Raw genomic sequence first — 26,632 nt, forward strand, 5'->3', positions numbered from 1 at the left:
GCCAACAGAATGACGCCTAAGTCTTTAGGGCTGCCCGCATACCGCACAAGGAGATTGGCGCATGGACATCTTCAGCAACTTTGCCAGCCGTTATGACCGTACCCGCGAGGAAGAATACTCGCTGGAAGAATACCTGCAACTCTGCAAGACCGACCCCATGGCCTATGCCACCGCATCCGAGCGGATGCTGAAAGCCATTGGCGAGCCGGAGCTGCTTGACACTCGCAATGACCCGCGGCTGTCGCGCCTGTTCACCAACAAGACCATCAAGATCTACCCGGCTTTCGCTGAATTCTACGGCGCAGAAGAGGTGATCGAGCAAGTGGTGGCCTTCTTCCGTCACGCCGCGCAGGGGCTGGAAGAGCGCAAGCAGATCCTCTATCTGCTGGGCCCGGTGGGCGGTGGCAAGAGCTCAATTGCCGAAAAGCTGAAGCAGCTGATGGAAGTGGTGCCCTTCTATGCCATCAAGGATTCCCCGGTCAACGAATCGCCTCTCGGCCTGTTCAGCGCCACGGAAGACGGCAAGATTCTAGAGGACGACTACGGTATTCCGCGCCGCTATCTGAACAAGGTGCTCTCGCCGTGGGCGGTAAAACGGCTGGAGGAGTATGGCGGCGACATCCGTCAGTTCCGCGTGGTCAAGCGCTACCCCTCCGTGCTGCGGCAGATCGCAGTGAGCAAAACCGAGCCGGGTGATGAAAACAATCAGGACATCAGCGCCCTGGTCGGCAAGGTGGACATCCGCCAGCTGGAGCTGTATGCGCAGGATGACCCCGATGCCTACAGCTACTCCGGTGGTCTGTGTCTGGCCAACCAGGGGCTGCTGGAGTTCGTGGAAATGTTCAAGGCACCGATCAAGGTGCTGCACCCCTTGCTGACCGCCACCCAGGAGGGCAACTTCAAGGGCACGGAAGGCTTCGGTGCCATCCCCTTTGACGGCATCGTACTGGCGCACTCGAATGAATCCGAGTGGAAGATGTTCAAGAACAACAAGAACAACGAAGCCTTCCTCGACCGCATCTACATTGTCAAGGTGCCGTACTGCCTGCGGGTGGCAGACGAAGTGAAGATTTACGAAAAGCTGGTGCGCACCTCATCGTTGTGCGAAGCCCCCTGCGCGCCTGGTACGCTGAAAATGATGGCCCAGTTCTCGGTGCTGACCCGACTGAAAGAGCCGGAAAACTCCAGCGTATACAGCAAGATGCAGGTCTACGATGGCGACAACCTGAAAGACACCGACCCCAAGGCCAAGTCGATTCAGGAATACCGCGATTACGCGGGCGTGGACGAAGGCATGACCGGTATCTCGACCCGCTGGGCGTTCAAGGTGCTGTCCAAGGTGTTCAACTTCGACAATACCGAAGTGGCCGCCAATCCGGTGCACCTGCTCTATGTGCTGGAACAGCAGATCGAGCGTGAGCAGTTCCAGCCGGAGCTGGAGCAGAAGTATCTGGCCTATGTGAAGGAATATCTGGCCTCACGCTATGTCGAGTTCATCGGCAAAGAGATCCAGACCGCGTATCTGGAGAGCTACTCCGAATACGGCCAGAACATCTTTGACCGCTATGTGACCTTTGCCGATTACTGGATTCAGGACCAGGAATACCGTGATCCGGATACCGGCGAGAGCTTTGACCGTGCCTCGCTCAACAATGAACTGGAGAAGATCGAAAAACCCGCCGGCATCAGCAACCCCAAGGACTTCCGCAACGAGATCGTCAACTTCGTGCTGCGGGCGCGTGCCAGCAATGCGGGCAACAACCCGCTGTGGACCAGCTACGAAAAGCTGCGCATGGTGATCGAGAAGAAGATGTTCTCCAACACCGAAGAACTGCTGCCAGTGATTTCCTTCAACGCCAAGGCCAGTGCCGAAGACCAGCGAAAACATGAGAACTTCGTCAATCGCATGGTGGACAAGGGCTACACCCCGAAGCAGGTCCGGCTGCTGTGCGAGTGGTACCTGCGGGTACGCAAGTCGTCCTGAGGTCCGGCGCCGACGCGATGTCGGCCCCGCCCGGCCACGCCCGACGTGGCCGGGTACATGCGGGAGAAGCACATGTACCAGCTGATTGACCGGCGTCTCAATGGCAAGCACAAGAGTGCCATCAACCGGGAGCGCTTCCTGCGCCGCTACCGCAATCAGGTCAAACAGGCCGTGACCAAGGCGGTCAAGGGCCGCAGCATTACCGATATGGAAGGCGGCGAGCAAGTCTCCATCCCCTCGCGCGACATCAGCGAGCCGGTGTTCGGCCACGGCCAAGGTGGCGTATGGGAAGGAGTGCATCCCGGCAATGAGGAGTACAGCCGGGGTGACAAGATCAATCGGCCGCGCGGCGGCGGGGGAAGCGGCAGTGGCAGCGGCCAGGCCAGCAATGAGGGCGAAGGCGAAGATGATTTCGTGTTCCAGCTCTCCCGCGAGGAATTTCTGCAGTATTTCTTTGAAGACCTCGAACTGCCCAATCTGGTGAAAACCTACCTCAGCGCGTCGCAGGAAATGAAAACCGTACGCGCCGGCTATACGGCTGAGGGCACGCCAAACAACATTCATGTGGTGCGCTCGCTGAAAGGCGCGCTCGGCCGCCGCATTGCACTCTCCAAACCGTTACAGACCCGTCTGAAGGGCATGGAAGATTATCTGGCGGGCCTGCTGGAAGAGGACAATGACGAAAAGGATCGCCGCGAGATCACCATGTTGCGGGACAAGATTCATGTGCTGAAGGGGCGCATCCTCGGCATCCCCTTCATTGACCCGTTTGACCTCAAGTACACCAATCGGGTGAAGCAACCCCGCCCGACCAATCAGGCAGTGATGTTTTGCCTGATGGATGTCTCCGGCTCCATGGATGAGTCACGCAAGGATATTGCCAAACGTTTCTTCATCCTGCTCTATCTCTTCCTCAACCGCGCCTACGAGAAGATCGAGGTGGTCTTCATCCGTCACCACACCCAGGCAACCGAAGTGGATGAGGAAGGTTTTTTCCACTCCCGCGAAAGTGGTGGCACGGTGGTGTCCAGCGCCCTGAAGCTGATGCTGGAAGTGATTGAAGCCCGCTACTCGCCCACCGAGTGGAACATCTACGGTGCACAGGCGTCCGACGGCGATAACTGGGACAATGACTCCCCTCTGTGCAAGTCCTTGCTGTCAGACAAGATCATGCCGCTGGTGCAGTACTTCGCCTATATCGAGATCACCGACGGCCCAGAGCAGAACCTGTGGCATGAATATGTCCATGTGAAGGAGTTCCATCGCTACTTTGCCATGCAGAAGATCCGCACCCCGGCGGACATCTACCCGGTGTTCCGCGAATTGTTCAAGAAACAGTCTCCCACCGCAGCAGCCTGACGGAGCATCGCCATGTCACGCCAGCCCCTGCCCGCCCCGTCCGAATGGACGTTTGAGCTGATCGAGCGCTACCACGGAGAAATTGCCCGCGTGGCCGCTGGATATAAACTGGATACCTACCCGAACCAGCTGGAAATCATCACCTCTGAGCAGATGATGGATGCCTATGCATCTGTGGGCATGCCGGTGCTGTACCACCACTGGTCCTATGGCAAACACTTCCTGTCGACCGAGAAATCTTATCGTCGTGGCCAGATGGGGCTGGCGTACGAGATCGTCATCAACTCCAACCCCTGCATCTCCTACCTGATGGAAGAGAACACCATGCCGATGCAGGCACTGGTGATCGCCCATGCCGCCTACGGGCACAACTCCTTCTTCAAGGGCAATTACCTGTTCCGCACCTGGACGGATGCTTCTTCCATCATTGACTATCTGGTGTATGCGCGGAACTACATTGCCGATTGCGAGCAGCGCCATGGCATCGACACCGTGGAAGACTTGCTGGACTCCTGCCATGCCTTGATGAACTACGGGGTGGACCGCTACAAGCGGCCACAGCGTTTGTCACTGGCGCAGGAGGCTGCTCGCAGGCGTGACCGTGAGGATTACCTGCAATCGCAGGTGAACGAGTTGTGGCGTACCCTGCCCCGCCAGTCGGTGCAGGAACAGGATGCCGAGCCACGCCGCTTTCCGGATGAACCACAGGAAAACCTGCTCTATTTCATCGAAAAACACGCCCCGCTGCTGGAACCCTGGCAGCGTGAAGTGGTGCGCATTGTGCGCAAGGTAGCGCAGTATTTCTATCCGCAGCGGCAAACGCAGGTGATGAACGAGGGCTGGGCGACTTTCTGGCACTACACCATCCTCAACACCCTGTTTGATGAGGGTCTGGTGACTGACGCCTTCATCATGGAATTCCTGCAATCCCACACCAATGTGGTGTACCAGCCCCCGGTGAGCAGCCGCTGGTACAGCGGGATCAACCCCTATGCACTGGGCTTTGCCATGTACCGCGACCTGCGGCGCATCTGCGAAAACCCGGATGACGAAGACCGTGAGTGGTTCCCCGATCTGGCGGGCAGCCCGTGGCTGGAAACACTGGACTTTGCCATGCGCAACTTCAAGGATGAGAGTTTTATCTCGCAGTACCTGTCGCCGCGCCTGATGCGGGAGCTACGGCTGTTTTGCGTGCTGGATGACGATAGTCGCGACAAGCTGGAAGTGAGCGCCATCCATGATGACCAGGGGTATCGCCATATCCGGCAAACGTTATCCGAGCACTACAACCTGTCGCAGCGCGAACCCAACATCCAGGTGTGGAATGTCAATGTGCGTGGTGACCGCAGTCTGACCCTGCGCCACTTCCAGCACCAGCGCCGCCCGCTGAACGGCAATACCACCGAGGTGCTGAAACACGTGGCGCGCCTGTGGGGGTTCAATGTGCATCTGGAGAGTGTGGACAACGACGGCACCGTGACCCAGACTTGGGATTGCCTGCACGAAAAGCGAACCTGAACCGACAGAACGCGCGCAGGCCGCCGACCAAGCCAGCAAGCCCTGACTGGAGTACACCATGCGCCGATTCTTCCTGTTGCTGTTCTGCCTGCCTTACCTGAGCTGGGCGGGCTCCGGCAATGATGCCTTCAACCATGGCCAGTCCAGGCTGGCCTTGCAGCGCTATCTGCAAGAGGCCAAGGCCGGCAATCCCACCTCCCAGTACAACTACGGCGCCATGCTGGTGAATGGCGATGGAACCCGAGCCAACCCGAAAACCGGCGGCCAATGGATACGCAAGGCTGCAGAACAGGGTTTTGCCGAAGCCCAGTATCGGCTGGGCTGGATGCTGGAGCGTGGGCTGGGCATGAAGAAAGACCTGCCGCAGGCCATCGACTGGTATCGCAAGGCGGCCGAGCAGAATCAGGTGGACGCCCAAATGGAGCTGGCCAACCGCTACTTCAGTGGCGCGGCCTTGCCACGTGATGATGTGCAGGCGGCCCACTGGTATCGGGAAGCCGCACGACGCGGTGACATTGCCGCCCAGTATGTGCTGGGCAGCCTGTACGAGAAAGGTTATGGGGTGGAGGCTGACCTGCAGGAAGCGCTGAACTGGTATCAGGAAGCCGCCAATCAGGGCGACATTGCCGCCGTCAGCAAGGTACGAGAACTGAGCGAACGCCTCAAACTGACCCGCTGACCTCCATCAGGGCTGCGGCGGCTCCTGGTCCCGCAACAAATGCTCCAGCGCCGCCCGCAGCGCCGGATACCGGAAACGGTATCCCATGCTTTGCATGCGTCGTGGCAGCACCCGCTGCCCGGTGAGCAGCAAATCGGCCATCTCGCCCAATGCCAGCTTCAGCGGCCAAGCCGGCAGCGGTAGCCAGGCAGGCCGTCCCAGGACTTGTCCGGCGGTGCGGGCGAACTCGGCATTGATCACCGGCTCCGGCGCGGTCAGATTGTAAGGCCCGCTGGCCTCGGGCGTGGCCAGCAGCGTCTCGACGATGCCCAGCCAGTCTTCCAGATGGATCCACGACAGCCACTGCCGGCCGCTGCCCGTGCGCCCGCCGATGCCGAAGCGGAATGGTTTCAGCATGGCTGGCAAGGCCCCCCCTGCATTGCCCAGCACCAGCCCGGTCCGCAGCAGCGCCAGACGGACGCCCAAACGGGTAGCTTTCTCGGCACTACGCTCCCAGTCCTGGCACAGGGTAGACATGAAGATATCCTGCCCCGGCTGCTGCTCATCCAGTTCCTCATCGCCATGCACACCGTAGAAACCGATGGCGGAACCGGACAGCAGGACTTCGGGACGCTGCGTCCGGCGGGACAGCCAGGCCAGCAGGGTATCGGTCAGCGCTATCCGGCTGTCACGCAGCAGTTGTTGCCGGGCCGGGCTCCAGCGGCCTCCGGCAATAGGCGCACCGGCCAGATTGATGATGCCATGCAAGGGCACCGTATCCGGCAGATCGTCCAGGGTGCGAAATACGGATACCCGCCCCCCGAACAGCCGCTCGGTCCCAGCAGGGTTACGACTCCAGACACTGACCTGTTGCTCGGCATCCAGCAGGCGGTGCACCAGTGCTTGGCCGAGAAAACCCGACCCACCGGTCAACAACCAATGGCATGACTGGGTGAAGAATTGTTGCCGACGCAGCTCCAGCGCATCGAACCGCCCACTGCCTGCCTGTTGATCCACCCTGCCCCCGGCTCAGAAACACACTGCCCCCATGATGACATCAAGGGGGCAGTGTGTACAACCGACCAGACGGGTGCGACTACATGCCCAGCCAGTGCGGCAGGAACAGCGACACCTGCGGTACATAAGTCACCAACAGCAGGAAGCCAATCATGGTCAACAGCCAAGGCAATACCGCTACCGTCAGTTCGGAAATCCCCATCCGGGTAATGCCAGACGCCACATAGAGGTTGAGCCCTACCGGCGGGTGGCACATGCCCACCTCCATGTTCACCACGATCAGGATGCCGAAGTGCACCGGGTCGATGCCCAGTTTCATCGCCACCGGGAACAGGATGGGGGCAAAGATCAGCACGATGGAAGACGGCTCCATCAGGTTCCCGGCCAGCAGCAACAGCACATTAACGAACAGCAGGAAGGCAATCGGGCCCAAACCTTGACCGATCAGCCAGTTGGCCATGTTCTGCGGGATGTTTTCCGAGGTCATCAGGTAAGAGAACAGGGCCGCATTGGTGATGATGTACAGCAACATGGCACTCATGCTGGCCGAATCCAGCAGCACCTTGAACACCCGGCGCAACGGCATGTCACGGTACACGAACACTGCAATCACAAAGGCGTACACCGCACTCATGGCCGCCGCTTCGGTGGGGGTGAACTTGCCGCTGTAAATGCCGCCCAGCACCACCACAATCAGCATCAAGCCCCAGATGCTTTTGTAAAAAGCCCGGCCACGTGCGGCCCAGCTGGCTTTGGGCAAACGCGGGTAGTTGTTTTTCCAGGCCAAGTACCAGGTGGTCAAGCCCAGCAGAAAGGCCAGCAACAGCCCCGGCACCACGCCTGCCATAAACAGCTGGCCGACCGAGGTATTGGTCGCCACCGAGTACATCACCATCACGATGGAAGGCGGGATCAGGATGCCGAGCGCACCGCTGGTGGTGATCACCCCGGCACCAAAGCGGCTGGGGAAGCCTTGCTTGACCATCGCCGGCAGGATGATGCTGCCAATCGCCACTACTGTCGCCGGGCTGGAGCCGGACACCGCTGCAAACAGCGCGCAGGCCATGACCCCGGCCAAGCCCAGCCCGCCGTGCCAGTGCCCGACCATGCTGGAGGCAAAGTCGATCATGCGCTTGGCCACCCCTCCATGGGTGAGGAAATTACCGGCCAGAATAAAGAAGGGGATCGCCATGATTTCGAACTTCTCGATCCCGGTAAACAGCTTTTGCGCCACCACGGTCACCGGCGCATCGGTAAAGGTGAAGAAGAAGGTCAGTACCGTGAGGCCAAGGGAGATGGAGATCGGCATGCCGGTCAGCATCAGCACGATCAGCAGGGTCAGAATGATCAGCGCACTCATGCTTGCGGTCCTTTGCGTTGATTCAGGTCTTGCGGGACCAGATTGGCGTCGTCCAGCACATCTTCCATGCCATCCACGTGGCTATGGTCATGCTTGGGCAAGGCACCGGTGCGGGCGAAGGACAGCAGCACCTGCAGAAAACGGAAGCACATCAGTGCCGACCCCAGCGGGATGGCGAGATAGACAATCCATTGCGGCCACTCCAGCACTTCGGTGGTGGAACCATACTCATGCACTTCGCGCACCAGACCATAGCCCATCCAGCCAATGGTGCCGGTAAACAAGGCACCGCAGGCCAGCCCAAACAGGATGAAGCCGTAGCGATAACGGTCGGACAAACGATTGATCAGCACATCAACGCCGACGTGGATGCCGGTGCGCACGCCGTAAGCCGCACCGAACTTGGCCATCCACACGAACATGTAGATGCACAGCTCCTGTGCCCAGCTGACATTGAGCTGAATCATGAAGTCCTGAATGCCAAAGGCCGTGATCCCGGACAGGTAGCGCTGCACTACCGCCATGAAGATCACCAGTGTGGCACCCGCCATCAGGAACGCAATCAGCGTTTCCTCCAGCCGGTTCAGCAGCCTGGACAACAGTTTAAAAAGGGGTTTCATGGATAGCCTCCAGCCTGTTTCAGGCGCAAACGAAGGGCATCCCCCCGGCCAAAGCCGGTTGGTGCATCATCAGACAGGGAAAGGGGGCCGCCCTGTCGGACGGCCCGTTCAGGATTTACAGTTTCGCGGGATCGAAACCGGTTTCCTTGTAGATTTTCTTCACCAGCTCGAGGCCAACCCGGTCGTCCATCTGGTCGTGCACCTTGACCAGAGCCTTTTTCATTTCATTACGCTCGGCCACCGTCGGCTCGTACACCACGGTCTTGCCAGAGGCTTTCACCTTGGCCAGCGCCTCTTCGTTTTCCTTCTGGGCGATGGTGTTGGCGTACTGGGTGGCGTTGAACATGGACTGGTTCAACGCGGTGCGGACATCTTCCGGCAGACCGTCCCAGAACTTCTTGTTCACGATCACCGCATAGCCCAGATAGCCATGGTTGGTGAGGGTGACGTGCTTTTGCACTTCGTGCATCTTTTGGGTGTAGAAGTTGGACATCGGGTTTTCCGTGCCATCCACCACCCCGGTCTGCAATGCCTGATACACCTCGGAGAAGGCCATCACCTGCGGATTGCTACCCAGCGCGCGCATTTGCGCATCCAGCACCTTGGAGGCCTGGATGCGCATCTTCAGTCCCTTGTAATCCGCCACGCCATGCAGCGGCTTGTTGGCACTCATTTGCTTGAAGCCGTTGTCCCAGAAAGCCAGTCCAGTGATGCCCTTGCTTTCCAGTTTCTGCAGCATGCCCTGACCAATCGCACCGTAAGTCACCTTGTGCAATTCCTGGTAGTTGTCAAACAGGAAAGGCAGGTCAAATACCTCGAACTCCTTCACCCCCAGCGGGCCAAATTTGGCCAGACTGGGCGCCAGCATCTGCACAGAGCCGAGTTGCAAGGCCTCCAGCTCTTCTTTGTCCTTGAACAGCTGACTATTCGGATAAATCTCAATCTTCACCCGGCCTTTCAGGCGCTCTTCAGCCAGTTTCTTGAAGTATTCTGCCGCCTTGCCTTTCGGGGTATCGGCCGCCACCACGTGGCTGAACTTGATCACAATCGGATCAGCCTGTGCTGCCAGCCCCGGTAAAGTCAGCGCCGCCGCCAAAGCCAGGGTTTTCCATTGCAGTTTCATCTTCGTATCTCCATGCAGTGCAGATGGGAACAGGCCTGTTATTCATCAGGCCCTTTATGTTGTGCGGGCAGTATCCCGCTTGTTGCCCTCGTCCACCATTGGGGAAAGCCATGATCAGGGAATTCCCGCATCAACCGGCCAAACCATCGCCAGCCGCAGCTGAACGCGGTACGCTAGGGCATGGCATTCCGTTTCCACACCCGCTGGCTCTGGGCCATGCCCAATCTGGTACTGCTGCTGTTCCTGCTGGCAGCAGGGGGCTTTGTTTATCTACTGCAGCACAATGAACTGGGCGAGCGGCGCGACGCCTTGATCGTGGATGCGCTGTGGCAGGAGCAGACGTTGCGGCTGCATCTGGAAAGCCAGCGCAACCAGCTGATCGAACTGGCGCATGCCACCCAAAGCGAGGGGCTGGATGAGGACCAGTTGTCTGCACGCAGCTTGTTTCTGCTGTCAGAAAACCCGGAAATCATGGGCATGGTGCGGCAAGACAGTCTGGACCGCTCTTTATGGGTGTATCCACCACTTGCCAATGCCGCGCTCGACAGCATTTTAAGCACCCCGGAAGCACGGCAGGCGCTGCGCCAAGCCCACCTTACCGGTCGTCCGGCCTACAGCACCGCCATATTCAGCCCCACCCGGGAATACGTTTTTGTTCTCTACGCGCCAATCAGTGATGGCAAGCGCTATGCCGGTGCGCTGGCCAGTGTGCACTCGCTGAAAGGCCTGCTGGAGCAACAAGTGCCGTGGTGGATTGCCAACAAATACCAGATCAGCATTGTGGATCTGGACGGCAAGGGCTTGGCCGCCAAATTCGACCAGCGCATCCCCGGCAGTGACCTCAGCCACGAGCTGGCCTTTGACCCGCCCGGTGGTGGCCTGCGCATGCGCGCCACCAGCTACCAGCAGGCCTCCCCCATTCTGCAGCGTGCCCTGCTATGGGTGCTGATCGGGCTGGCTGGCGTCATGCTGTGGTCGATGTGGGCCTTGCGGCGCCACATTCGGCAACGGCTGGAGGCCGAGCGCGCCCTGCGGCAAGAGATGTCCTTGCGGCGGGCGATGGAAGACTCGCTGGTCAGCGGCATGCGCGCCATGGACATGCATGGCAAGCTGATCTACGTCAATCGTGCGTTCTGCGAGATGGTAGGGCTCAGCAGCGAGCAGTTGCTTGACCAACAGACCCCCATGCCCTACTGGGCGCCTGAGGCACGGGATGATTGTGCCGCCATCTACCAGTCCATCCTCGCCGGGCAGTGCCCCCCCAATGGCTATACCGCCCGCTTCATGCGGCAGGACGGTGAGCGGTTTGATGTCCGGATCTATGCCTCGCCGCTGATTGACAGTCAGGGCAAGCAGAGTGGCTGGATGAGCTCCCTGTACGACATCACCGAGCTGAAGCGGGAGCGGGAGGCGCTGAAAGCTTCACATGAGCGCTTCATGACGGTACTGGACGGGCTGGATGCCATGGTCACGGTGGTCGATCCGGATAGCCACGAGGTGCTGTTCAGCAATCAGCGGGTACGTACCTGGCTCAGGCTGGCCTCCGACAGTGCTTACTGTATCATTCCCTTGCTGCCCCTGCCCTATCAGCACGACGACGGCGAAGCCTGGGATGCCATCGGCCAGCGCTGGTACCATATCCAGCGCCGCTTGCTACTGTGGGTAGATGGTCGCCCGGCCTGGCTGTCCATCGCCACAGACCTGACGGTGCTGCGCAGCATGCAAGAGCGTGAGCAGCAGCAGGCGCAGCAGCTGCAGCACACCGCACGCCTGATCAGCATGGGCGAGATGGCTTCCAGCCTGGCGCATGAGCTGAACCAGCCACTGGCGGCCATCTCCAGCTACAGCACGGGTTGCCAGAACTTGCTGGAGCAAGGCACCACCAGTCCGGAGGCGCTTCGCCTCGCCTTGGGCAAGATCAGCGAGCAGGCCAGACGTGCAGGCGGCATCATCCGTGGCATCAGGGAATTCGTGCAGCGCCGCGAGCCCAAACTGGGCGCCTGTCAGCTCAATGACATGATCGACAACGTGCTCTCCCTACTCAGTGCGGAGCTGCGCCATACTGGCACCCAGGTACGCTACCGGCTGGTTTCACTGCCCGATATTCAGGCTGATCGTGTGATGCTGGAGCAAGTGCTGTTCAACCTGGTCAAAAATGCCATTGAAGCCATGGCCAACCGCCCGGCTTATCAACGCAAGCTGACCCTGATCAGCAAGCAGCTGGACCATCATGTCTGCATCACGGTTGCAGACCGTGGGCCTGGCCTCAGCGAAGCGGAGAAGCAGCAGCTGTTCACGGCCTTCTACACCACCAAAGCGCAAGGCATGGGCATGGGGCTCAACATCTGCCGCAGCATTGTGGAGTATCATCAGGGGCGCCTGTGGGTTGAAGACAATCCCGGCGGAGGCTGCCGATTCAGCTTTACCCTGCCATTGCCACCAAGGGAGGTGGACCATGTCGAAACTGCCTGAGCTACCCCAGTTGATCGCCCTGGTGGACGATGATGATGCCATCCGCGATGCACTGAGCTGGCTGTTTGCCTCGCGCCAGCTGAGCATCGAAACCTTTGCCGACCCGGCGGCCTTTCTGTGCAGCTACGACCCGCACCGCTACGGTTGCCTGTTGCTGGATGTACGCATGCCGCAACTCAGCGGCATTGAGCTGTTCGAGAAACTGAAAGCCACCGCCTATTGCCCGCCCACCCTGTTTCTCACCGGCCACGGCGATGTGCCTTTGGCGGTGCAGGCCCTGAAGCTGGGGGCAGAGGATTTCATCGAAAAACCCTTTGATGACAACGATTTGATCCAGCGTGCCCAGCTCTGCCTGCAAAAAGATGGACAGCTGCGCATGACATGGCATAATGAGCGGGAACATGAGCGGCGTCTGGCAAGCCTGACGCAACGCGAGCGCGAGGTGATGCAATTGATTCTGCTGGGTCGCCTGAACAAGGTCATCGCAGACCAGCTGGGCATCAGCATGAAAACGGTTGAAGTTCACCGCGCGCGCGTGCTGGAGAAAATGGGTGTACGTTCTGCAGTCGAACTGGCAGCCATGCTGAAACCGTAGAGGTATCATTGACTTTTGCAGGGCGAGAACCTAAGCTGGCACCATATATTTCGTTCTCAGAATAAAATATATGTCCACTGAACCTAGAACCGCCCTGACAACCGTCTTGCAAGCCATACGGGAAACCAACCCGGTGAGCCGCGCGACCTTGACACGCCTGACCGGCCTGTCGGCGTCGGTGGTGTCGACCAGCACCAAATTGTTGCTGGAGCGGGGTTTGCTGCAGGAGCATGGTACGCATCAGGATAGCCTGGGGCGTCCTCAGGTGCTACTGCGGATCAACCCCGGCTATGCGCTGGCGGTCGGGATGGCCCTGTCGTGGAGTGGCCTGCACGCGGTGTTGACGGACCTGGAAGGCAATGTACTGGCGCGGGATACGGTGCAGCTGACCAGTAACCAGCCAGAGCAGATCATCTCCAGTTGCGCCAGCCTGCTGGGTAGCCTGCGCAATCAGCGCCGCTTCCGCAACAAGGAGGTGGTGGGTGTAGGGCTGGCCCTGCCCGGCTGGATCGACAATGCCACGGGGACCTGCCTGAAGTCCACGGTGCACGGCTGGCAAGGCGTGCAGTTTGGCGCCCGGCTGGAGGATGCGCTGGACCTGCCGGTGTTCATGGAAAACGACGCCAACGCCTTGGCGGTGGGTGAGAAGTGGTTTGGGCTGGCGCGTGGTTTCGATAACTACGCGGTGGTCACCCTGGTGGGCGGGATTGGTGCCGGGATTTACACCGGGAATCAGCTGTACCGGGGATCGCGCGGTGCGACGGGTGAAATTGGCCATGTCAGCATTGTACCAGGCGGTGCACTCTGCACCTGCGGCAAGCGCGGCTGCCTGGAGGCTTTGGCTTCCATCCCGGCGCTGTTGCAGCAGTCGCACCGGCTGGGCTTGGGGGAAACGCTGGATGAGCTGGTGCACGCGGCCGAAACCGGTCAGCGCGAGGCCCAGATCCTGTTCAGCGAGGCAGGACGATATGTGGGGCATGCGCTCTCGATGCTGACCCACTTGCTGGATCTGCAGGCAGTGATTGTGACAGCACCGGTGGCGTACCTGAACCACTATCTGCGTTCCGCACTGGAACACAGTTACGCTGAGAACAGCGTGCTGTTTGCCGACACCGGCTTGCAGCTGCTGTATCAGGAGGAAGATTCGGACATTTGGGCCATGGGTGCCGCCAGTCTGGCCATCCAGTCCTTTTTTGAACGTGGCGGGGTTTCGGCACAAGCCAGCTGACACCGCAATGAATTCAGTCTGCGTGTGCAGACGTACCAGCTCCAAGGTAGCGGTGATTTACCGCACGCCGGCATGCTCTGCATGACCGGCGATTTTTTTGCCTATTCCAGCCCGATTCCACCTGCCCGGCCCAAACAAAAACACCCCGCCAGGCGGGGTGTTTGGGTCAGCACAGCAGTCCTGTCAGGCAAACAGGCATGCCGCCTTGGTTTCGCTGGCCACCTGCCGCAGCTCGGGCACATCCTTGCTGCAACGTTCCTTGGCCTGCGGGCAGCGGGTACGGAACACGCAGCCAGACGGCGGGTTGATGGGCGAAGGCAGGTCGCCACTCAGCAGCTGAATCACCTTCTTGCGCTCCACTTCCGGGTCCGGAATCGGGATCGCCGACAGCAAGGCGCGGGTGTATGGATGGGTTGGCGTATCGTACAGCGCGTGCTTCTCCGCCAGCTCCATCTCCTTGCCCAGGTACATCACCAGGATGCGATCGCTGATGTGCTTCACCACCGCCAGATCATGCGCGATGAAGATCAGTGCCAGGCCCATTTCCCGCTGCAGTTCACGCAGCAGGTTGATGATCTGCGCCTGGATCGACACATCCAGCGCGGACACCGGCTCGTCACAGATCACCACCTTGGGCTTGAGGATCAGCGCACGGGCAATGCCGATACGCTGGCACTGACCACCGGAGAACTCATGCGGATAGCGGTTGATCTGCTGCTCGGTCAGGCCGACCCGCTTCATCATCTCCTTGACCCGAACCATCACCTCATCGGACGACAGTTCTGGCATATGGGTGCGCAGCGGCTCACCGATAATCTGCGCAATGGTCATGCGCGGATTCAGTGAGGCCAGCGGGTCCTGGAAAATCATCTGGATCTCACGGCGTACCGGCAGCCAGTCCCGCGCAGCCGCACCATGCATCTCCTTGCCCATCCATACGATACTGCCTGAAGTCTCGGCACCTTCGTGCAGATTCAGTACCGCACGTGCCAGAGTGGACTTGCCGCAGCCGGATTCGCCCACCACACCGAGGGTTTCCCCGGCGTACAGGTCAAACGACACGCCGCTGACGGCCTGCAGCTTGCGCTTGGGTGACCACGGCCACTGCTTGTCGCTCTTGACCGTGAAGCGGACACGGATGTCGCGCACCGACAGAATGGGCTTCTCGCCCGGTTTGCGTTCAGCCATGAACCACCTCCTTCTGCTGCATCACCTTGATTTCAGTTTCCGGGCGATGACAGGCTCGCAGCTGAGTAGCGTCCCGCACAGACGGCTGCAGCGCCGGCAACACGGAAGCACACTGCTCGCTGGCCAGCGTACAGCGCTCACTGAACGGGCAGCCCTTGGGCAAGTTGGCCATATTGGGCGGATTGCCCGGAATGGACACCAGTTCATCCCCTTCGTGGTCCAGGCGCGGCAAGGCGCCCAGCAGACCCACGGTATAGGGGTGGGTTGGATGGTAGAAAATCTGCTGGGCATTGCCGTGTTCCATCACCCGGCCACCATACATCACCATCACGTCATCACACAGACCCGCCACCACGCCCAGATCATGGGTAATCATGATGATGGCCGTGCCAAAGTCGCGCTGCAGCTCTTTCAGCAGGGTGAGGATCTGCGCCTGCACCGTCACGTCCAGCGCCGTAGTCGGCTCGTCGGCAATCAGCAATTCCGGCTCACACAGCAGCGCCATGGCAATCATCACCCGCTGGCGCATGCCGCCGGAAAACTCGTGCGGATACATGGTGACCCGGCGTGCGGCTTCCGGAATCTTGACGGCATCCAGCAATTCGACCGAACGCTTGCGGGCGTCCTTGCGGCTCATGCCCTTGTGCAACTCCAGCACCTCGGTCATCTGCCGCTCGACCGTCAGGTACGGATTCAACGCCGTCATCGGGTCCTGGAAGATCATCGAAATGCGATCGCCACGGATCCGGTTCAACTGCTTGGGCGACATGGCCAGCAGGTCCTGCCCTTCGTACAGGGCCTGACCGGTGGTACGACCATTCTTGGCCAAGAGGCCCATGGTCGCCAGCACCGTCTGGCTCTTGCCGGAACCGGATTCACCGACGATACCGAGGGTCTGCCCCCGGTCCAGTTCAAAATTGACCCCGTTCACGGCATAGACCAAACCGTCGTTGGTCTTGAACTGCACGCCGAGGTTTTTCACCTGTAACAGACTCATGATGGTTTCCTCAGCGGTCTTTCGGGTCCAGCGCATCGCGCAGACCGTCACCGATGTAGTTGAAGCAGTACAGCGTGATCGTCAGCAAGGTGGCCGGTACCAGCAGGATGTAAGGAGCCAGCTCCAGCTTCTGGATGCCGTTACCGATCATTGAACCCCAGCTACTGTCCGGGAACTGTACCCCCAGCCCCAGCACCGACAGCACCGATTCGGTCAGGATCACACCCGGAATGGTGATCGAGGTATAGATCACCACCACACCGAGCAGGTTCGGCACAATGTGACGCATCACGATCTTCCAGGTCGGCACCCCAATGGCGCGCGCCGCCTCGATAAACTCCTTGGACTTGATCGACAGGGTCTGACCACGGACCACACGCGCCATGTCCATCCAGGAGAATACCGTAATGGCAATCACCACCAGACCAAACTGGTTGCCAAAGATCTCGCTGAAGCGAACCCCGAACAGGGTCACAAACAGGATGGCAATCAGCAAATAAGGGATGGCGTACATCATATCGACAATACGCATCATCACCGAATCCACCCGGCCGCCGACAAAGCCGGCCACTGACCCCCAGATCACCCCTACCACAACCGAGGTGAGGGTCGCCAGCAAGCCGATGAGGATGGACACCCGGCCACCGTGCATGGACATCACCAGCAAGTCGCGGCCTTCGTCGTCCACGCCAAAGTAATGCCAGTTCTGCAGGGTCGGTGGCGTACTCATTGCACCCCAGTCCGAATCAATCAGTTTGTGCGGAGACAGGCTGGGCACCACCATACAGGCCAGCACAATCACCGCCAGCACAAACACACTCAGCACCGCAGCCTTGTTGCGCCAGAAACGGATATAAGCATCCCGCCACGGGCTGCGCCCCTTTACACTGCTGGTCATGCTGCTCTGAGCCATTTCCACCAGCGCATTCCGTTGTTCTTGTTTAACCATGATGCACCTCAATAACGGATGCGCGGGTCAAGCCACGCGTACAGCAAGTCCACCAGCAGGTTGACCAGCACCGCCAGCACCGTCACCAGCACGACCAAACCCAGAATCAGGGTGTAGTCACGGTTGGATGCAGCCGTTGTAATCAGCTTGCCGAGGCCCGGCAGGGAGAACACGTGCTCAGTCACCACCGCAGCGGTGATCGACGAAATCGCCATCGGCCCAATCGCAGAAGCCACCGGGATCAGTGCGGGCTTCAGCGCATGCCGCAACACGATGGTTCGGGTTGAGAGGCCTTTGGCACGGGCAGTCCGGATGAAGTTACTGTTGAGCACTTCAATCAGGCTACCCCGCATGACTCGCCCGGTAGTGGCCATATTGATAATGGTCAGCAGCGCAATCGGCAGCACCATGTATTTTGCGCCGAAATCGTTCCAGCCACCGGCCGGCAGCATCGTCCACCAGATGGCAAAAAACAGGATCAGTATCGGGCCAATCACAAAAGAAGGGACCGTACTACCCACGCTGATCTTGAACATCAGCAGGTAATCCACCCAGCTATTCTGACGCAGTGCCGCCACAATACCGGCCGAAACACCCAGCAACAGCGCAAGCAGAATGGAAATGCCACCAATGGTCAACGACACCGGCAAGGCATTGGCCACCAGGTCATTGACCGACCAGTCTGCAAAGCGGAAGGATGCCCCCAAATCGCCATGCAGCAAATTGTTCAGATAACTGAAGTATTGTTTGTACCAAGGCCAATCCAGATGGTATTTGGCCTGCAGATTGGCCAGCACTGCTGCGGACAGCTTGCGCTCACCATCAAAAGGACCACCGGGGGTGATGCGGACCAGCACATAGCAGACCGTCACCGCAACCCACAAGGTGGGAATCGCCGACAGGATACGGCGAAGGGTATAAGACCACATTTTCAGGACTCTCCAAAACGCGCAAGCGGTCAACGCATGGTCTGCTCACGGGGAACAGGTGTGACAACATACCGGGCAGCAATCATGCTGCCCGGTATGGTCAAGCGTCATACAGGCTTGCGTTACAGCAACCGGCACGCACGGCTTGCGCCGTGCGTGGCGTCCGGCGGTACAGCTTTGCACTGTACCCGACCCTTACATCAACCGCTTAGTGCTTGATGATGTACAGGTCTTTGCTGCGGAAACGGTCCATCGGGTTCATGGTGGAGTAGCCGCCAACATACGGCTTCACCAGACGCGGCAGGGTGTACTGCAGCAGCGGGATCATCGGGTAATCCTGCATGATCATCGCAGCGGCTTGGGTGAACAGCTTCTTGCGCTCAGCCGGGTTCAGCGACTGGTTGCCCTTCAGGATCAGCTCGTCGGCCTTCTTGTTGCAGTTCTTGTTGTCGTTCTGGTCAGAACCACACTGCACCAGGGTCAGGAAGGTGGTCGCGTCGTTGTAGTCAGCCACCCAGCCGTTACGGGCAATCTGGAATTCACCGTCATGGCGCTTTTTCAGCAGCGCCTTGAATTCCATGGCTTCCATGTCCATTTCAACGCCCAGCTTGGTGCGCCACTCGGAGGCCACGAACACGGCCATCTTCTTGTGGTATTCGCTGTTGTTGTAGCTGAACTTGATCTTGGTGCCCGGTTGCACGCCGGCTGCGGCCATCAGCTTCTTGGCTTCAGCTACGCGCTTGTCCATCGGCCAGGTCGACCAGTCGTACACACCGGCATCGGCACCGGCCACACCCTTCACGATCACGCTGTAAGCCGGAGCTTGGCCATCAGCGGTAATCTTTTGCCCCAGGATGTCACGGTCGATCACCATCGACAGTGCCTTGCGCACGCGCACATCCTTCAGCAGCGGGTCGGTGTTGTTGTAAGAATAGTAACGCAGGCCCAGCATGGTGCCGTTCTTGATTTCCTTCGGCAGTTCGGTCTTGAACTTGTCGAAAGTGCCCGGCGGCAGCTGGTACACCCAGTCGTTTTCACCCGACTGATACAGCTTCACGTCAGCATTGCCGTCTTCGATCGGCAGGTAGGTCACCTTGGTCAGCTGAACGTTGGCCTTGTCCCAGTACTGCGGGTTCTTTTCCAGCACAACCTTGTTGTTGACTTGCCAGTCTTTCAGCACGAAAGCACCGTTGCTGACCATATTGCCCGGCTTGGTCCATTCCTTGCCGAACTTCTCAACGGTCGCCTTGTGGATCGGGCCCAGGTTCAGGTTGGACATCAGGTCCGGCATGAAGCCCACCGGGTACGGAGTCTTGATTTCCAGGGTGTACTGATCAATGGCCTTCACGCCCAGCTCGGACGGAGCCTTCTTGCCATCAACGATTTCCTGGCCGTTGGCGATGAAAATGCCGTAGGTCGATGCATAGGGGGAGGCGGTCTTCGGATCAACGAAACGCTGCATGCCGTAAACGAAGTCACCGGCAACCACGTTGTCACCGTTGGACCACTTGGCGTTCTTGCGCAGCTTGAACACCCAGGTGGTCGGATCCACTTGCTTCCAGCTCTCAGCCACGCCCGGCACCACTTTACCAACGCTGTCGGTCGCGGTCAGGCCTTCAAACAGGTCACGGGTCAGGTTGTTGGCACCCACCGACTCGGCCACAGCCGGGTCCAGGGTTTCCGGCTCGGAGCCGTTGTTACGTACCAGTTCCTGCTTGGCGTGCAGTTGGGTACCGGCCGGCACCTTGGCTGCCCACACGCTGCCAGCAGCGAAGCACAGTGCCACTGCACCCGCCATCATCTTGATCGACATGTTTTTCATCGCTCTCGGTCTCCTTGCTTGACTGCCACCATCTGGGCGGTGGACAGCGTCACGTGATTGAGAATTACGCTGCCCGAAACCAGTCGGGCCTGGCCTGCGCAATTTATGCACAAAACGGCGGCATTATGCCCCCGCGTCTGGAGACCGGCAAGCGGTGGCCGTCAATTTTTTTTACCTTGCAATCCGTGCGATTACGGAAGCATATCGGGAAAATTACGTAGATCTAGGCTGGGTGCGCCTTAGCAGAGAATTTTGACCGGCGTATGACAGGCCGGCGCAGAGGAGTGCCCGTTCATTCTCCAACAAGCCGAGTGATGCTGACAACCACTTTTTGCTGCCCGTGTTGCTCCCACGCGACGTCCAGATCATAGAGCGCGACACCGTAGCGGCGTCCTTCCGCTTGATGGTAAGCCGGGCGGGGATCATAGCCCAGCGCGGCGGCAATCACGTTCGGCAGTTCCGGCCAGCGCTGCCGGTGCTCAAGCAGCTGCGCTTGCGCAGCCTCACTGTAGGTGATGGGCGACTGTTCGGGCGGCGCATCCACATAGCCACCGCGGGCATCCGGTATGGCATCCGCAAAGGGAATATAGGGCTTGATATCCAGTATCGGCGTGCCATCCAGCAGGTCTGCGCCACTGACCTGCAACACCACGCCCACCTCCAGGCGAACCTGGTGCAGGGCGACCACCGACAAGCCAATCGGATTGGGCCGATGGGTGCTGCGGCTGGCAAACACGCCAACTCGCCGGTTCCCCCCCAGCCGCGGAGGCCGTACAGTCGGCTTCCAGCCGCGATCCAGATTGGCATGGAAGGCGAACAACAGCCACAGATGCGAAAAGCCCTCCAGCCCCTGCACGGTCTGCGCGATATCATAGGGGGGCAGCAACACCACTTCACTGCTGATGCCCACCGTCAGACCGGACTGGCGAGGGATACCAAACTTCTCGCGAAACGGTGAGCGCACCACCGCCACCGGCTGCATGGCGAGGGCGGCGGGGCTTTGCATCAGGCGTACCAAGCGTCCGTTAGCGCTTCTACTTCCACTTCGGCCACGTCCTTGCGTGCCTGCAGCCATTGCTGCACAGCGGCGCGTTGCGCTTCCGTGACCGAGCCACGACGCGCGTCCAGCATCACATAGCCTTCCAGCACTTCAGCGGTCGGCTCGTGGAAGCCACCACCAAAGATCAGGTTTTGTCCTTCAATGGCATCAGTCAGAAAGTCATCCAGCAGGTACATGCGCGCATCGCTATCCAGCCCGGCTTGCAGGCGGATGCTGACACCGAAGCCCAGCTCCTGCCATTGTCCCAGGCGCAGCTTCTTCAATTGACGGGGTTTATAACGGGAAAGACGAGACATTCAATTACACTCCATAAAAGCAATTCATGCTGCGCAGGCAACACATCGGCTGCGCAGTCTGGCGCAAGGTCTGACGATGGTCAACCGGTCATCCGTTGGCGCCGCAGCACTTCTTGTACTTTTTGCCGCTGCCGCAGGAACAGGGATCATTGCGCCCCGGCGCCTCGGCAGCGCGCAAAGGCTGATTGGACAGCACCGCCCCCAGCTCCGCAGCCAGCTGCAGCTGGCCATCGGCATCGGTACGCCAGTAGCGGTACAGGGTCAGCAGCAAGGCGGGCAGCTGGTCAATCCGCCGCTGCCGTGCCTTGGCCGACACCGGTTCCAGATCCTCATTGCCTGCCAGCTCGATCACCGGCATCAGCAAAGGCTCCAGCATGTCCTCACGCTCCGGCTCGCCGAACCAGGCCTGCTCGCAATACTCCAGCCCGACCAGAAAACCTGCCGCCCACCACTCGCCATTGAGCGGCACATCCTCGTCCTTGCTGATTTCCCATTCATCCACCAGCGGCTGGTACGGGGTTGCCGACTGGGTCACGGCTTGCTCCAACTGCACGGCTACCGTGGCAAAATGCCGCCGCAGCAAGCTGGTGACACGCTCGCGCTCCGCCTCATCAGCAAATTTCGGTTCCTCACCTTCACCCCACACCACCGGCAACCAGTCTTCCGCCGCCACCAGCTGCGGGCCGGTCACCAGCGCACAGAACAGGCCATCGACCGCCTCCAGCGGCAAGCAATCGTCACCCGTGGCATCCGACTGCAGGAAATCGGACAGAAATTGCAGTTCATCCCCGCTCAGCGAGGTCAGTTTGTCATTCATCATGGGCTTTCATGTGCAACCGTCGTCCCATTTGCGCTCCCAAACAGGTTCGCAAAGCGCAGGGACGCCGGGTAAGGAAAAAAGTCGTCAATCTGCCCAGCCCGGATGCGGCGCTGCTTTTCACGCCAGAATGCCGGGTCAAGCAAATCACGGTGGTGTTTGAGGAAAACCTGCCGCACTTCGGCATTATTCAGCAAAAAGCGACCAAACTCCTCCGGAAACACATCATTACGGGCTACCGGGTACCACGGCTCGCTGGCCATTTCCATTTCCGGTGTCGGTGCCTCCGGAATATCGCGGAACTGGCAATCGGTCATGTACTCGATTTCATCATAGTCATAAAAAATCACCCGGCTGTAGCGGGTCACACCAAAGTTCTTGTACAGCATGTCGCCGGGGAAGATATTGGCGGTGGCCAGATCCTTGATGGCATTGCCGTATTCAATGATCGCCTGCTCGCGTTGCTCCGCTGTTGCGCTGTTCAGGTAGAGGTTGAGCGGTACCAGCCGCCGTTCGATATAGAGGTGTTTGATCACCACCGTATCGCCCTCTTCTTCGGTCACCAGCGCCGCATGCTGGCGCAGCTCCTGCAGCAGCTCATCGGTGAAGCGCGCGCGAGGCAGCGCCACATCGGAAAACTCCAGCGTATCCGCCATGCGCCCCACCCGGTCATGCTGCTTCACCAACAGGTATTTGGCCTTGACCGTGGCCCGATCAATATCCTTGGGTGGGGCAAAACTGTCCTTGATGATCTTGAACACATAGGGATAAGACGGCAAGGTGAACACCAGCATCACCATCCCCTTGATGCCGGGCGCGATGATGAAGTCATCCTGCGAATGGCGCAAGTGGGTCATCAGATCGCGGTAGAACATGGTCTTGCCCTGCTTGGCCAGCCCCAACATGGTGTACAGCTCGGCACGCGATTTGTTGGGCAGCATGCCGCGCAGGAACTGGACATAACCGCTGGGCACCGCCATATCGACCATGAAGTAGGCCCGCGACAGGCTGAACAACACCGAAATGCGCCAGATGTCCATCAGGATGCAATCGAGGTACAGCTTGCCTTCCGCGTCATGCAATACCGGAATCGCAAACGGATATTCCTGATTGCCATTCACCCCTTTGCCGATGATGTAAGCGGCCTTGTTGCGGTAGAAGGCGGAATACAGCACCTGAATCTGCAGATTCGCCTCGGCATGCGGCCAGCCACCCAGCTGCGCCTTCATTGTGCGCATGACGTAGTCGATGTCACGGTCCAGATTGGCAAACGGTCGTTGCCAGCCAAAATCCTGCACCACTTGCATCAAGGTTCGTCGCAGGCCATTTCGCTGCGGGTAGTAACTGGTATAGGTCGGGGGATCGCTGTGCAGGTACTCGGTACTGACCGCAGGCCGGACAAAGATGAAATCGTTGTGAAAGTAGGTGCGGTGCAGAATCTTGCAGAACACGGAGTTGAAAAAGGTTTCCGCCAGTTCCGGTTGCTTGTGATCGACCAGCAGACCGATGAAATACAGCTTGGCTTGCGCCCAGCAGCCATCATCCAGGGTCTCGGCATCAAACTCGCGGTGCAGGCGCTCTACCGTTTCCAGCACCCGATCATCGTAGAAGGCGATCCGGTCGCGGTTGGCGCCTTGCACCGCCACCCAGTCCGCCGCTTCAAACCGGGCTTTGGCTCCAGCAGCCAACTCACGAAACAGGTGATAGTGACGATTGAATCCTTCCACCAGCACCCGTGCAATCTCGGCGGCCACACCGCCCTGCCCTGCATAGTCTGCCATGCTCATCTCCCTGCCCAATTACAGGGAGATGATACCTGATGCACGCGCCGCTTGCTGCGAAGCAACAATTCAGGATAGCGGCGTCACCGTGTAGTCAGGCCATCCGGCTTGCAAGCGCGATGCGGGCGGGGCTTCGGCGGTTCCCCAGTATTCTTCCATATGCTCAATCAAACCCTCCGCCGTCACGGTAAACAGAGTATTGGCAAAGAAGATGGTGCTGCCGTGCTCCACCCGGATGATGCTGTGCACCCGGCCATCCAGCAGCACATTGACAGCCAGCAAGTGTAGCGTCCAGCCCTCCGGGTATTCACGATTGGCACGGATAATGGTGTCCGCCGAGGCGAGGCGCTCGCCACTGGCCACCCAGTCGCAGCAGGCCCGGTCGACCAGCAGCGCACGCGCGCGCGCCCAGTCGCGCGCCTGAAAACTGTGCCAGAGTTGGCACACCACGGATGCCGCCAGATTGGAATGCACAGGTGAAGACAGGGACATGATGACCTCCGGGTTAAACAGGACGTCACTTTAACAGAACGATTGTTCTATATCAAGCCTATCAGCAGATCACGCCGCCGCCCAGGCACTCCTCGCCCCGATACAACACCACCGACTGCCCCGGCGTCACCGCCCACTGCGGCCCATCAAAGCGCACCTGCATGCGGCCATCCGCCAGCGCAGTCACTTCACATGCCGCATCCTGTTGCCGGTAACGGGTCTTGGCCGCCAGCCGTTCCCCCACCGCAGGCGGTGCCACGGTCCAGCTCAGATCGGTGGCTTCCAGCTCCGGCTTCAGCAGCAGCGGGTGATCGTGACCTTGTACCACGATCAGCACATTGCGCTGCATATCCTTGGCGGCGACAAACCACGGCGTACCCTCACCCTCCGCACTGCCACCGATACCCAGCCCTTTGCGCTGGCCCAGCGTGTAGTACATCAGCCCGATGTGCTCACCCACCCGCTTGCCTTCCGGAGTTTGCATCTCACCCGGCTGGCGCGGCAGGTAGCGGTTGAGGAAGTCACGGAACGGGCGCTCGCCAATGAAGCAGATACCGGTGCTGTCCTTCTTGCTGGCATTCGGCAGGCCAATCTCGGCAGCAATGCGGCGGACTTCCGTCTTGTGGATGCCACCCAGCGGCATCAAGGCGCGTGCCAGCTGATGTTGCTGCAAACGATAGAGGAAATAGCTCTGGTCCTTGCCGGGGTCCACCCCTTTCAGCAGGCGCGATGGACCGTCACCATGCAGCACCTGCGCGTAATGGCCGGTAGCAATATAGTCAGCCCCCCGAGCCATGGCGTGATCCAGAAAGGCCTTGAACTTGATCTCGGCGTTGCACAGCACATCCGGGTTCGGCGTGCGGCCTGCGGCATACTCGGCCAGAAAATAGGCGAACACCCGGTCCTTGTACTCGGTGGCGAAATTGACCAGATCAATGTCGATGCCCACCAGATCGGCCACGGCAATCGCATCGTTGGCATCTTCCTTGATCGAGCAGTACTGGTCGTCGTTATCGTCTTCCCAGTTCTGCATGAAGATGCCATGCACCTCATGCCCTTGCTGCTTGAGTTGCCAGGCGGTGACCGATGAGTCCACGCCGCCAGAGAGGCCGACGACGATGCGTTGCTGCGTCATGCTGTGTTCATTCCTTCAGGATTACCCACACAAATGGGGGCAACACCACGGTCCTTCAAGGCTGCAGCTCATATACCCGCCAACGGGCGTAAGGATCCGTCGTCGCAGGTGCTGCTGTACGCGGCGCATCACTGAGGACCGTCTTGCCGGGTGTGGATGTGACGGCCGCAACCAGCACCGGCCGCTCACCGCCAAGGCTATCCGGCAACAGCTCGTTCACCGCCAGCACTTGCCCTTCCGGCAGATCGTCGGGCCAGGCACCGGCCAGCCACTCCGACAAGCCGAACACCACCGCCGGATGGCCATTGTCAAAAAACCAGTTATCGACCACATACTCAGCCGCACTGCCCCGCTCGATGAGGTGCGCGCTGCGGTGGTAGTTGAAAATCAACGGCGCGCGCTCAACAAAGTGGCCGACATCATGAAAACGCAACCAGCCCTGGCGTGACATTAGTTGCAGGTAACTGGTAGTGGTCGCGGCATGGTCGTAACAATCCATGCGCCCTTCGACGCCGGACTCCATGCCGCCGTTATCACCCCTGTCGTTATGAATGGGGGTGTCACGACCTATCAGCCTGGCCAGTTCGCCCACAGCCAGCGCCACGGCGCGCCGCTCACTGCGTGCGTCGGCCACTTTGGCGAAATAGCGGCCTACCTGCTGCAACTGCCCGTTCGACAAGGACACCGATTGCTGCACCTTGCAGCCGTAGTTATAACAAATATCGACCGCCTCAGCGACGGCCTGCCCACTGCTCATCAGGCCCAGCAGCAGCGCACTGGCCGCCACGCCACTCCGCCACCCCATTACGCCCCCTCCACCAGCACCGACAGCGGGAAGCGCTGCCCGGCCAGATAATCTTCCACACAGCGCAGCACCAGCGGGCTACGCAAGCGCGCCGGCTGGGCACGCAATTCATCAGCCGTCAGCCAGACGGTTCGCAGGATGCCCTCATCCAGCGTCAGCGCAGGGTCAGCCTCACCCACGCTGCCGATCACCGCCACCCGCAGGTAGGTCAAGGTCGGCAGGGGCAGCCGGTAAATGCCGAGCATTGCCTGCGGCGTGAAAGCACGGCAGGTTTCTTCGCGGGTTTCGCGCACCACGGCCGCCAGCAAAGACTCGCCCTCCTCCAGGTGCCCGGCAGGCTGATTAAGACGAACGCCGTCGGCGGTGGTTTCCTCCACCAGCAGGAAGTGGCCCTGCTGCTCGATGACGGCGGCTACCGTCACGTTCG

Annotated in this window: 24 protein-coding genes; 7 read left to right on the top strand and 17 right to left on the bottom strand. The window is 59.7% G+C overall.

The genetic code is table 11. The annotated features are described in order from the left end of the window. Positions 1-61: 61 nt before the first annotated feature. From ACE3O2_RS02775 to ACE3O2_RS02790, 4 genes are all read left to right on the top strand, one after another. Positions 62-1,984 (top strand): PrkA family serine protein kinase, encoded by a 1,923-nt coding sequence (locus ACE3O2_RS02775; RefSeq protein ID WP_168876342.1) that lies wholly within the window; start codon positions 62-64, stop codon positions 1,982-1,984. Positions 1,985-2,056: 72 nt separating this feature from the next. Next, complete coding sequence (locus ACE3O2_RS02780; protein ID WP_168876343.1) at positions 2,057-3,343, top strand: YeaH/YhbH family protein; 1,287 nt, start codon at positions 2,057-2,059, stop codon at positions 3,341-3,343. 12 nt (positions 3,344-3,355) lie between these two features. Further along, positions 3,356-4,861 (top strand): SpoVR family protein, encoded by a 1,506-nt coding sequence (locus tag ACE3O2_RS02785; RefSeq protein WP_374334737.1) that lies wholly within the window; start codon positions 3,356-3,358, stop codon positions 4,859-4,861. A gap of 58 nt (positions 4,862-4,919) precedes the next feature. Beyond that, positions 4,920-5,540: a tetratricopeptide repeat protein gene (locus ACE3O2_RS02790; RefSeq protein WP_374334738.1), complete on the top strand. Its 621-nt coding sequence runs from the start codon at positions 4,920-4,922 to the stop codon at positions 5,538-5,540. 6 nt (positions 5,541-5,546) lie between these two features. On the opposite strand, the gene ACE3O2_RS02795 is transcribed toward ACE3O2_RS02790, so the two are convergent. The 4 genes from ACE3O2_RS02795 to ACE3O2_RS02810 form a co-directional block, all read right to left on the bottom strand. Further along, a complete protein-coding gene (locus ACE3O2_RS02795) occupies positions 5,547-6,536 on the bottom strand; it encodes a TIGR01777 family oxidoreductase (RefSeq protein ID WP_374334739.1) in 990 nt (329 codons plus the stop codon). A gap of 79 nt (positions 6,537-6,615) precedes the next feature. Next, positions 6,616-7,896 carry a TRAP transporter large permease gene (locus ACE3O2_RS02800; RefSeq protein WP_168876347.1) on the bottom strand — a complete coding sequence of 427 codons (1,281 nt, stop codon included), beginning with the start codon at positions 7,894-7,896 and terminating at the stop codon, positions 6,616-6,618. Beyond that, positions 7,893-8,516 carry a TRAP transporter small permease gene (locus ACE3O2_RS02805; protein WP_374334740.1) on the bottom strand — a complete coding sequence of 208 codons (624 nt, stop codon included), beginning with the start codon at positions 8,514-8,516 and terminating at the stop codon, positions 7,893-7,895. The genes ACE3O2_RS02800 and ACE3O2_RS02805 overlap by 4 nt, the downstream gene beginning before the upstream one ends. Before the next feature lie 115 nt (positions 8,517-8,631). Beyond that, positions 8,632-9,639, bottom strand: coding sequence for a TRAP transporter substrate-binding protein (locus ACE3O2_RS02810; RefSeq protein ID WP_374334741.1), 1,008 nt, complete (start codon positions 9,637-9,639; stop codon positions 8,632-8,634). Between the two features lie 180 nt (positions 9,640-9,819). Here ACE3O2_RS02810 and ACE3O2_RS02815 point away from each other — a divergent pair, with 180 nt between their 5' ends. The 3 genes from ACE3O2_RS02815 to ACE3O2_RS02825 all read left to right on the top strand — a co-directional run bounded on the left by ACE3O2_RS02815 (position 9,820) and on the right by ACE3O2_RS02825 (position 13,934). Then, a complete protein-coding gene (locus ACE3O2_RS02815) occupies positions 9,820-12,111 on the top strand; it encodes an ATP-binding protein (protein WP_374334742.1) in 2,292 nt (763 codons plus the stop codon). Further along, positions 12,095-12,706: a response regulator transcription factor gene (locus ACE3O2_RS02820; RefSeq protein ID WP_374334743.1), complete on the top strand. Its 612-nt coding sequence runs from the start codon at positions 12,095-12,097 to the stop codon at positions 12,704-12,706. Before ACE3O2_RS02815 ends, ACE3O2_RS02820 begins: the two co-directional genes overlap by 17 nt. A 70-nt stretch (positions 12,707-12,776) precedes the next feature. Further along, entirely contained in the window at positions 12,777-13,934 is a 1,158-nt protein-coding gene (locus tag ACE3O2_RS02825) for an ROK family protein (protein WP_168876351.1), read from the top strand. 183 nt (positions 13,935-14,117) lie between these two features. On the opposite strand, the gene oppF is transcribed toward ACE3O2_RS02825, so the two are convergent. The 13 genes from oppF to ACE3O2_RS02890 all read right to left on the bottom strand — a co-directional run bounded on the left by oppF (position 14,118) and on the right by ACE3O2_RS02890 (position 26,627). Next, the gene (gene oppF / locus ACE3O2_RS02830) at positions 14,118-15,122 is read right to left on the bottom strand and encodes a murein tripeptide/oligopeptide ABC transporter ATP binding protein OppF (protein WP_168876352.1); all 1,005 of its coding nucleotides are present in this window, start codon (positions 15,120-15,122) and stop codon (positions 14,118-14,120) included. Then, the gene (locus tag ACE3O2_RS02835; RefSeq protein WP_205881918.1) at positions 15,115-16,119 is read right to left on the bottom strand and encodes an oligopeptide/dipeptide ABC transporter ATP-binding protein; all 1,005 of its coding nucleotides are present in this window, start codon (positions 16,117-16,119) and stop codon (positions 15,115-15,117) included. The genes oppF and ACE3O2_RS02835 overlap by 8 nt, the downstream gene beginning before the upstream one ends. 10 nt (positions 16,120-16,129) lie before the next feature. Continuing rightward, positions 16,130-17,068, bottom strand: coding sequence for an ABC transporter permease (locus ACE3O2_RS02840; RefSeq protein ID WP_168876354.1), 939 nt, complete (start codon positions 17,066-17,068; stop codon positions 16,130-16,132). Between the two features lie 8 nt (positions 17,069-17,076). Then, positions 17,077-17,997, bottom strand: a complete 921-nt coding sequence (gene oppB, locus ACE3O2_RS02845; RefSeq protein WP_168876355.1) for an oligopeptide ABC transporter permease OppB — start codon at positions 17,995-17,997, stop codon at positions 17,077-17,079. 208 nt (positions 17,998-18,205) lie between these two features. Continuing rightward, positions 18,206-19,819, bottom strand: a complete 1,614-nt coding sequence (locus tag ACE3O2_RS02850; protein WP_168876356.1) for a peptide ABC transporter substrate-binding protein — start codon at positions 19,817-19,819, stop codon at positions 18,206-18,208. Between the two features lie 292 nt (positions 19,820-20,111). Continuing rightward, a complete protein-coding gene (gene tsaA / locus ACE3O2_RS02855) occupies positions 20,112-20,825 on the bottom strand; it encodes a tRNA (N6-threonylcarbamoyladenosine(37)-N6)-methyltransferase TrmO (protein ID WP_374334744.1) in 714 nt (237 codons plus the stop codon). After that, positions 20,825-21,175 carry a YggL family protein gene (locus ACE3O2_RS02860; RefSeq protein WP_374334745.1) on the bottom strand — a complete coding sequence of 117 codons (351 nt, stop codon included), beginning with the start codon at positions 21,173-21,175 and terminating at the stop codon, positions 20,825-20,827. The genes tsaA and ACE3O2_RS02860 overlap by 1 nt, the downstream gene beginning before the upstream one ends. Before the next feature lie 88 nt (positions 21,176-21,263). After that, positions 21,264-21,995: a UPF0149 family protein gene (locus ACE3O2_RS02865; RefSeq protein WP_168876940.1), complete on the bottom strand. Its 732-nt coding sequence runs from the start codon at positions 21,993-21,995 to the stop codon at positions 21,264-21,266. Next, complete coding sequence (aceK, locus tag ACE3O2_RS02870; protein WP_374334746.1) at positions 21,992-23,773, bottom strand: bifunctional isocitrate dehydrogenase kinase/phosphatase; 1,782 nt, start codon at positions 23,771-23,773, stop codon at positions 21,992-21,994. Before aceK ends, ACE3O2_RS02865 begins: the two co-directional genes overlap by 4 nt. A 69-nt stretch (positions 23,774-23,842) precedes the next feature. After that, positions 23,843-24,265 (bottom strand): hypothetical protein, encoded by a 423-nt coding sequence (locus ACE3O2_RS02875; RefSeq protein ID WP_374334747.1) that lies wholly within the window; start codon positions 24,263-24,265, stop codon positions 23,843-23,845. A 61-nt stretch (positions 24,266-24,326) separates the two neighbouring features. Next, the gene (gene mnmA, locus ACE3O2_RS02880) at positions 24,327-25,400 is read right to left on the bottom strand and encodes a tRNA 2-thiouridine(34) synthase MnmA (RefSeq protein ID WP_374334748.1); all 1,074 of its coding nucleotides are present in this window, start codon (positions 25,398-25,400) and stop codon (positions 24,327-24,329) included. A 55-nt stretch (positions 25,401-25,455) separates the two neighbouring features. Next, positions 25,456-26,205, bottom strand: coding sequence for a hypothetical protein (locus tag ACE3O2_RS02885; RefSeq protein WP_374334749.1), 750 nt, complete (start codon positions 26,203-26,205; stop codon positions 25,456-25,458). Further along, complete coding sequence (locus tag ACE3O2_RS02890) at positions 26,205-26,627, bottom strand: NUDIX hydrolase (protein ID WP_374334750.1); 423 nt, start codon at positions 26,625-26,627, stop codon at positions 26,205-26,207. Before ACE3O2_RS02890 ends, ACE3O2_RS02885 begins: the two co-directional genes overlap by 1 nt. Between the last annotated feature and the right edge of the window lie 5 nt (positions 26,628-26,632).

Origin of the sequence: Leeia sp. (genome assembly GCF_041909055.1) — a bacterium.
GTDB lineage: Bacteria > Pseudomonadota > Gammaproteobacteria > Burkholderiales > Leeiaceae > Leeia > Leeia aquatica.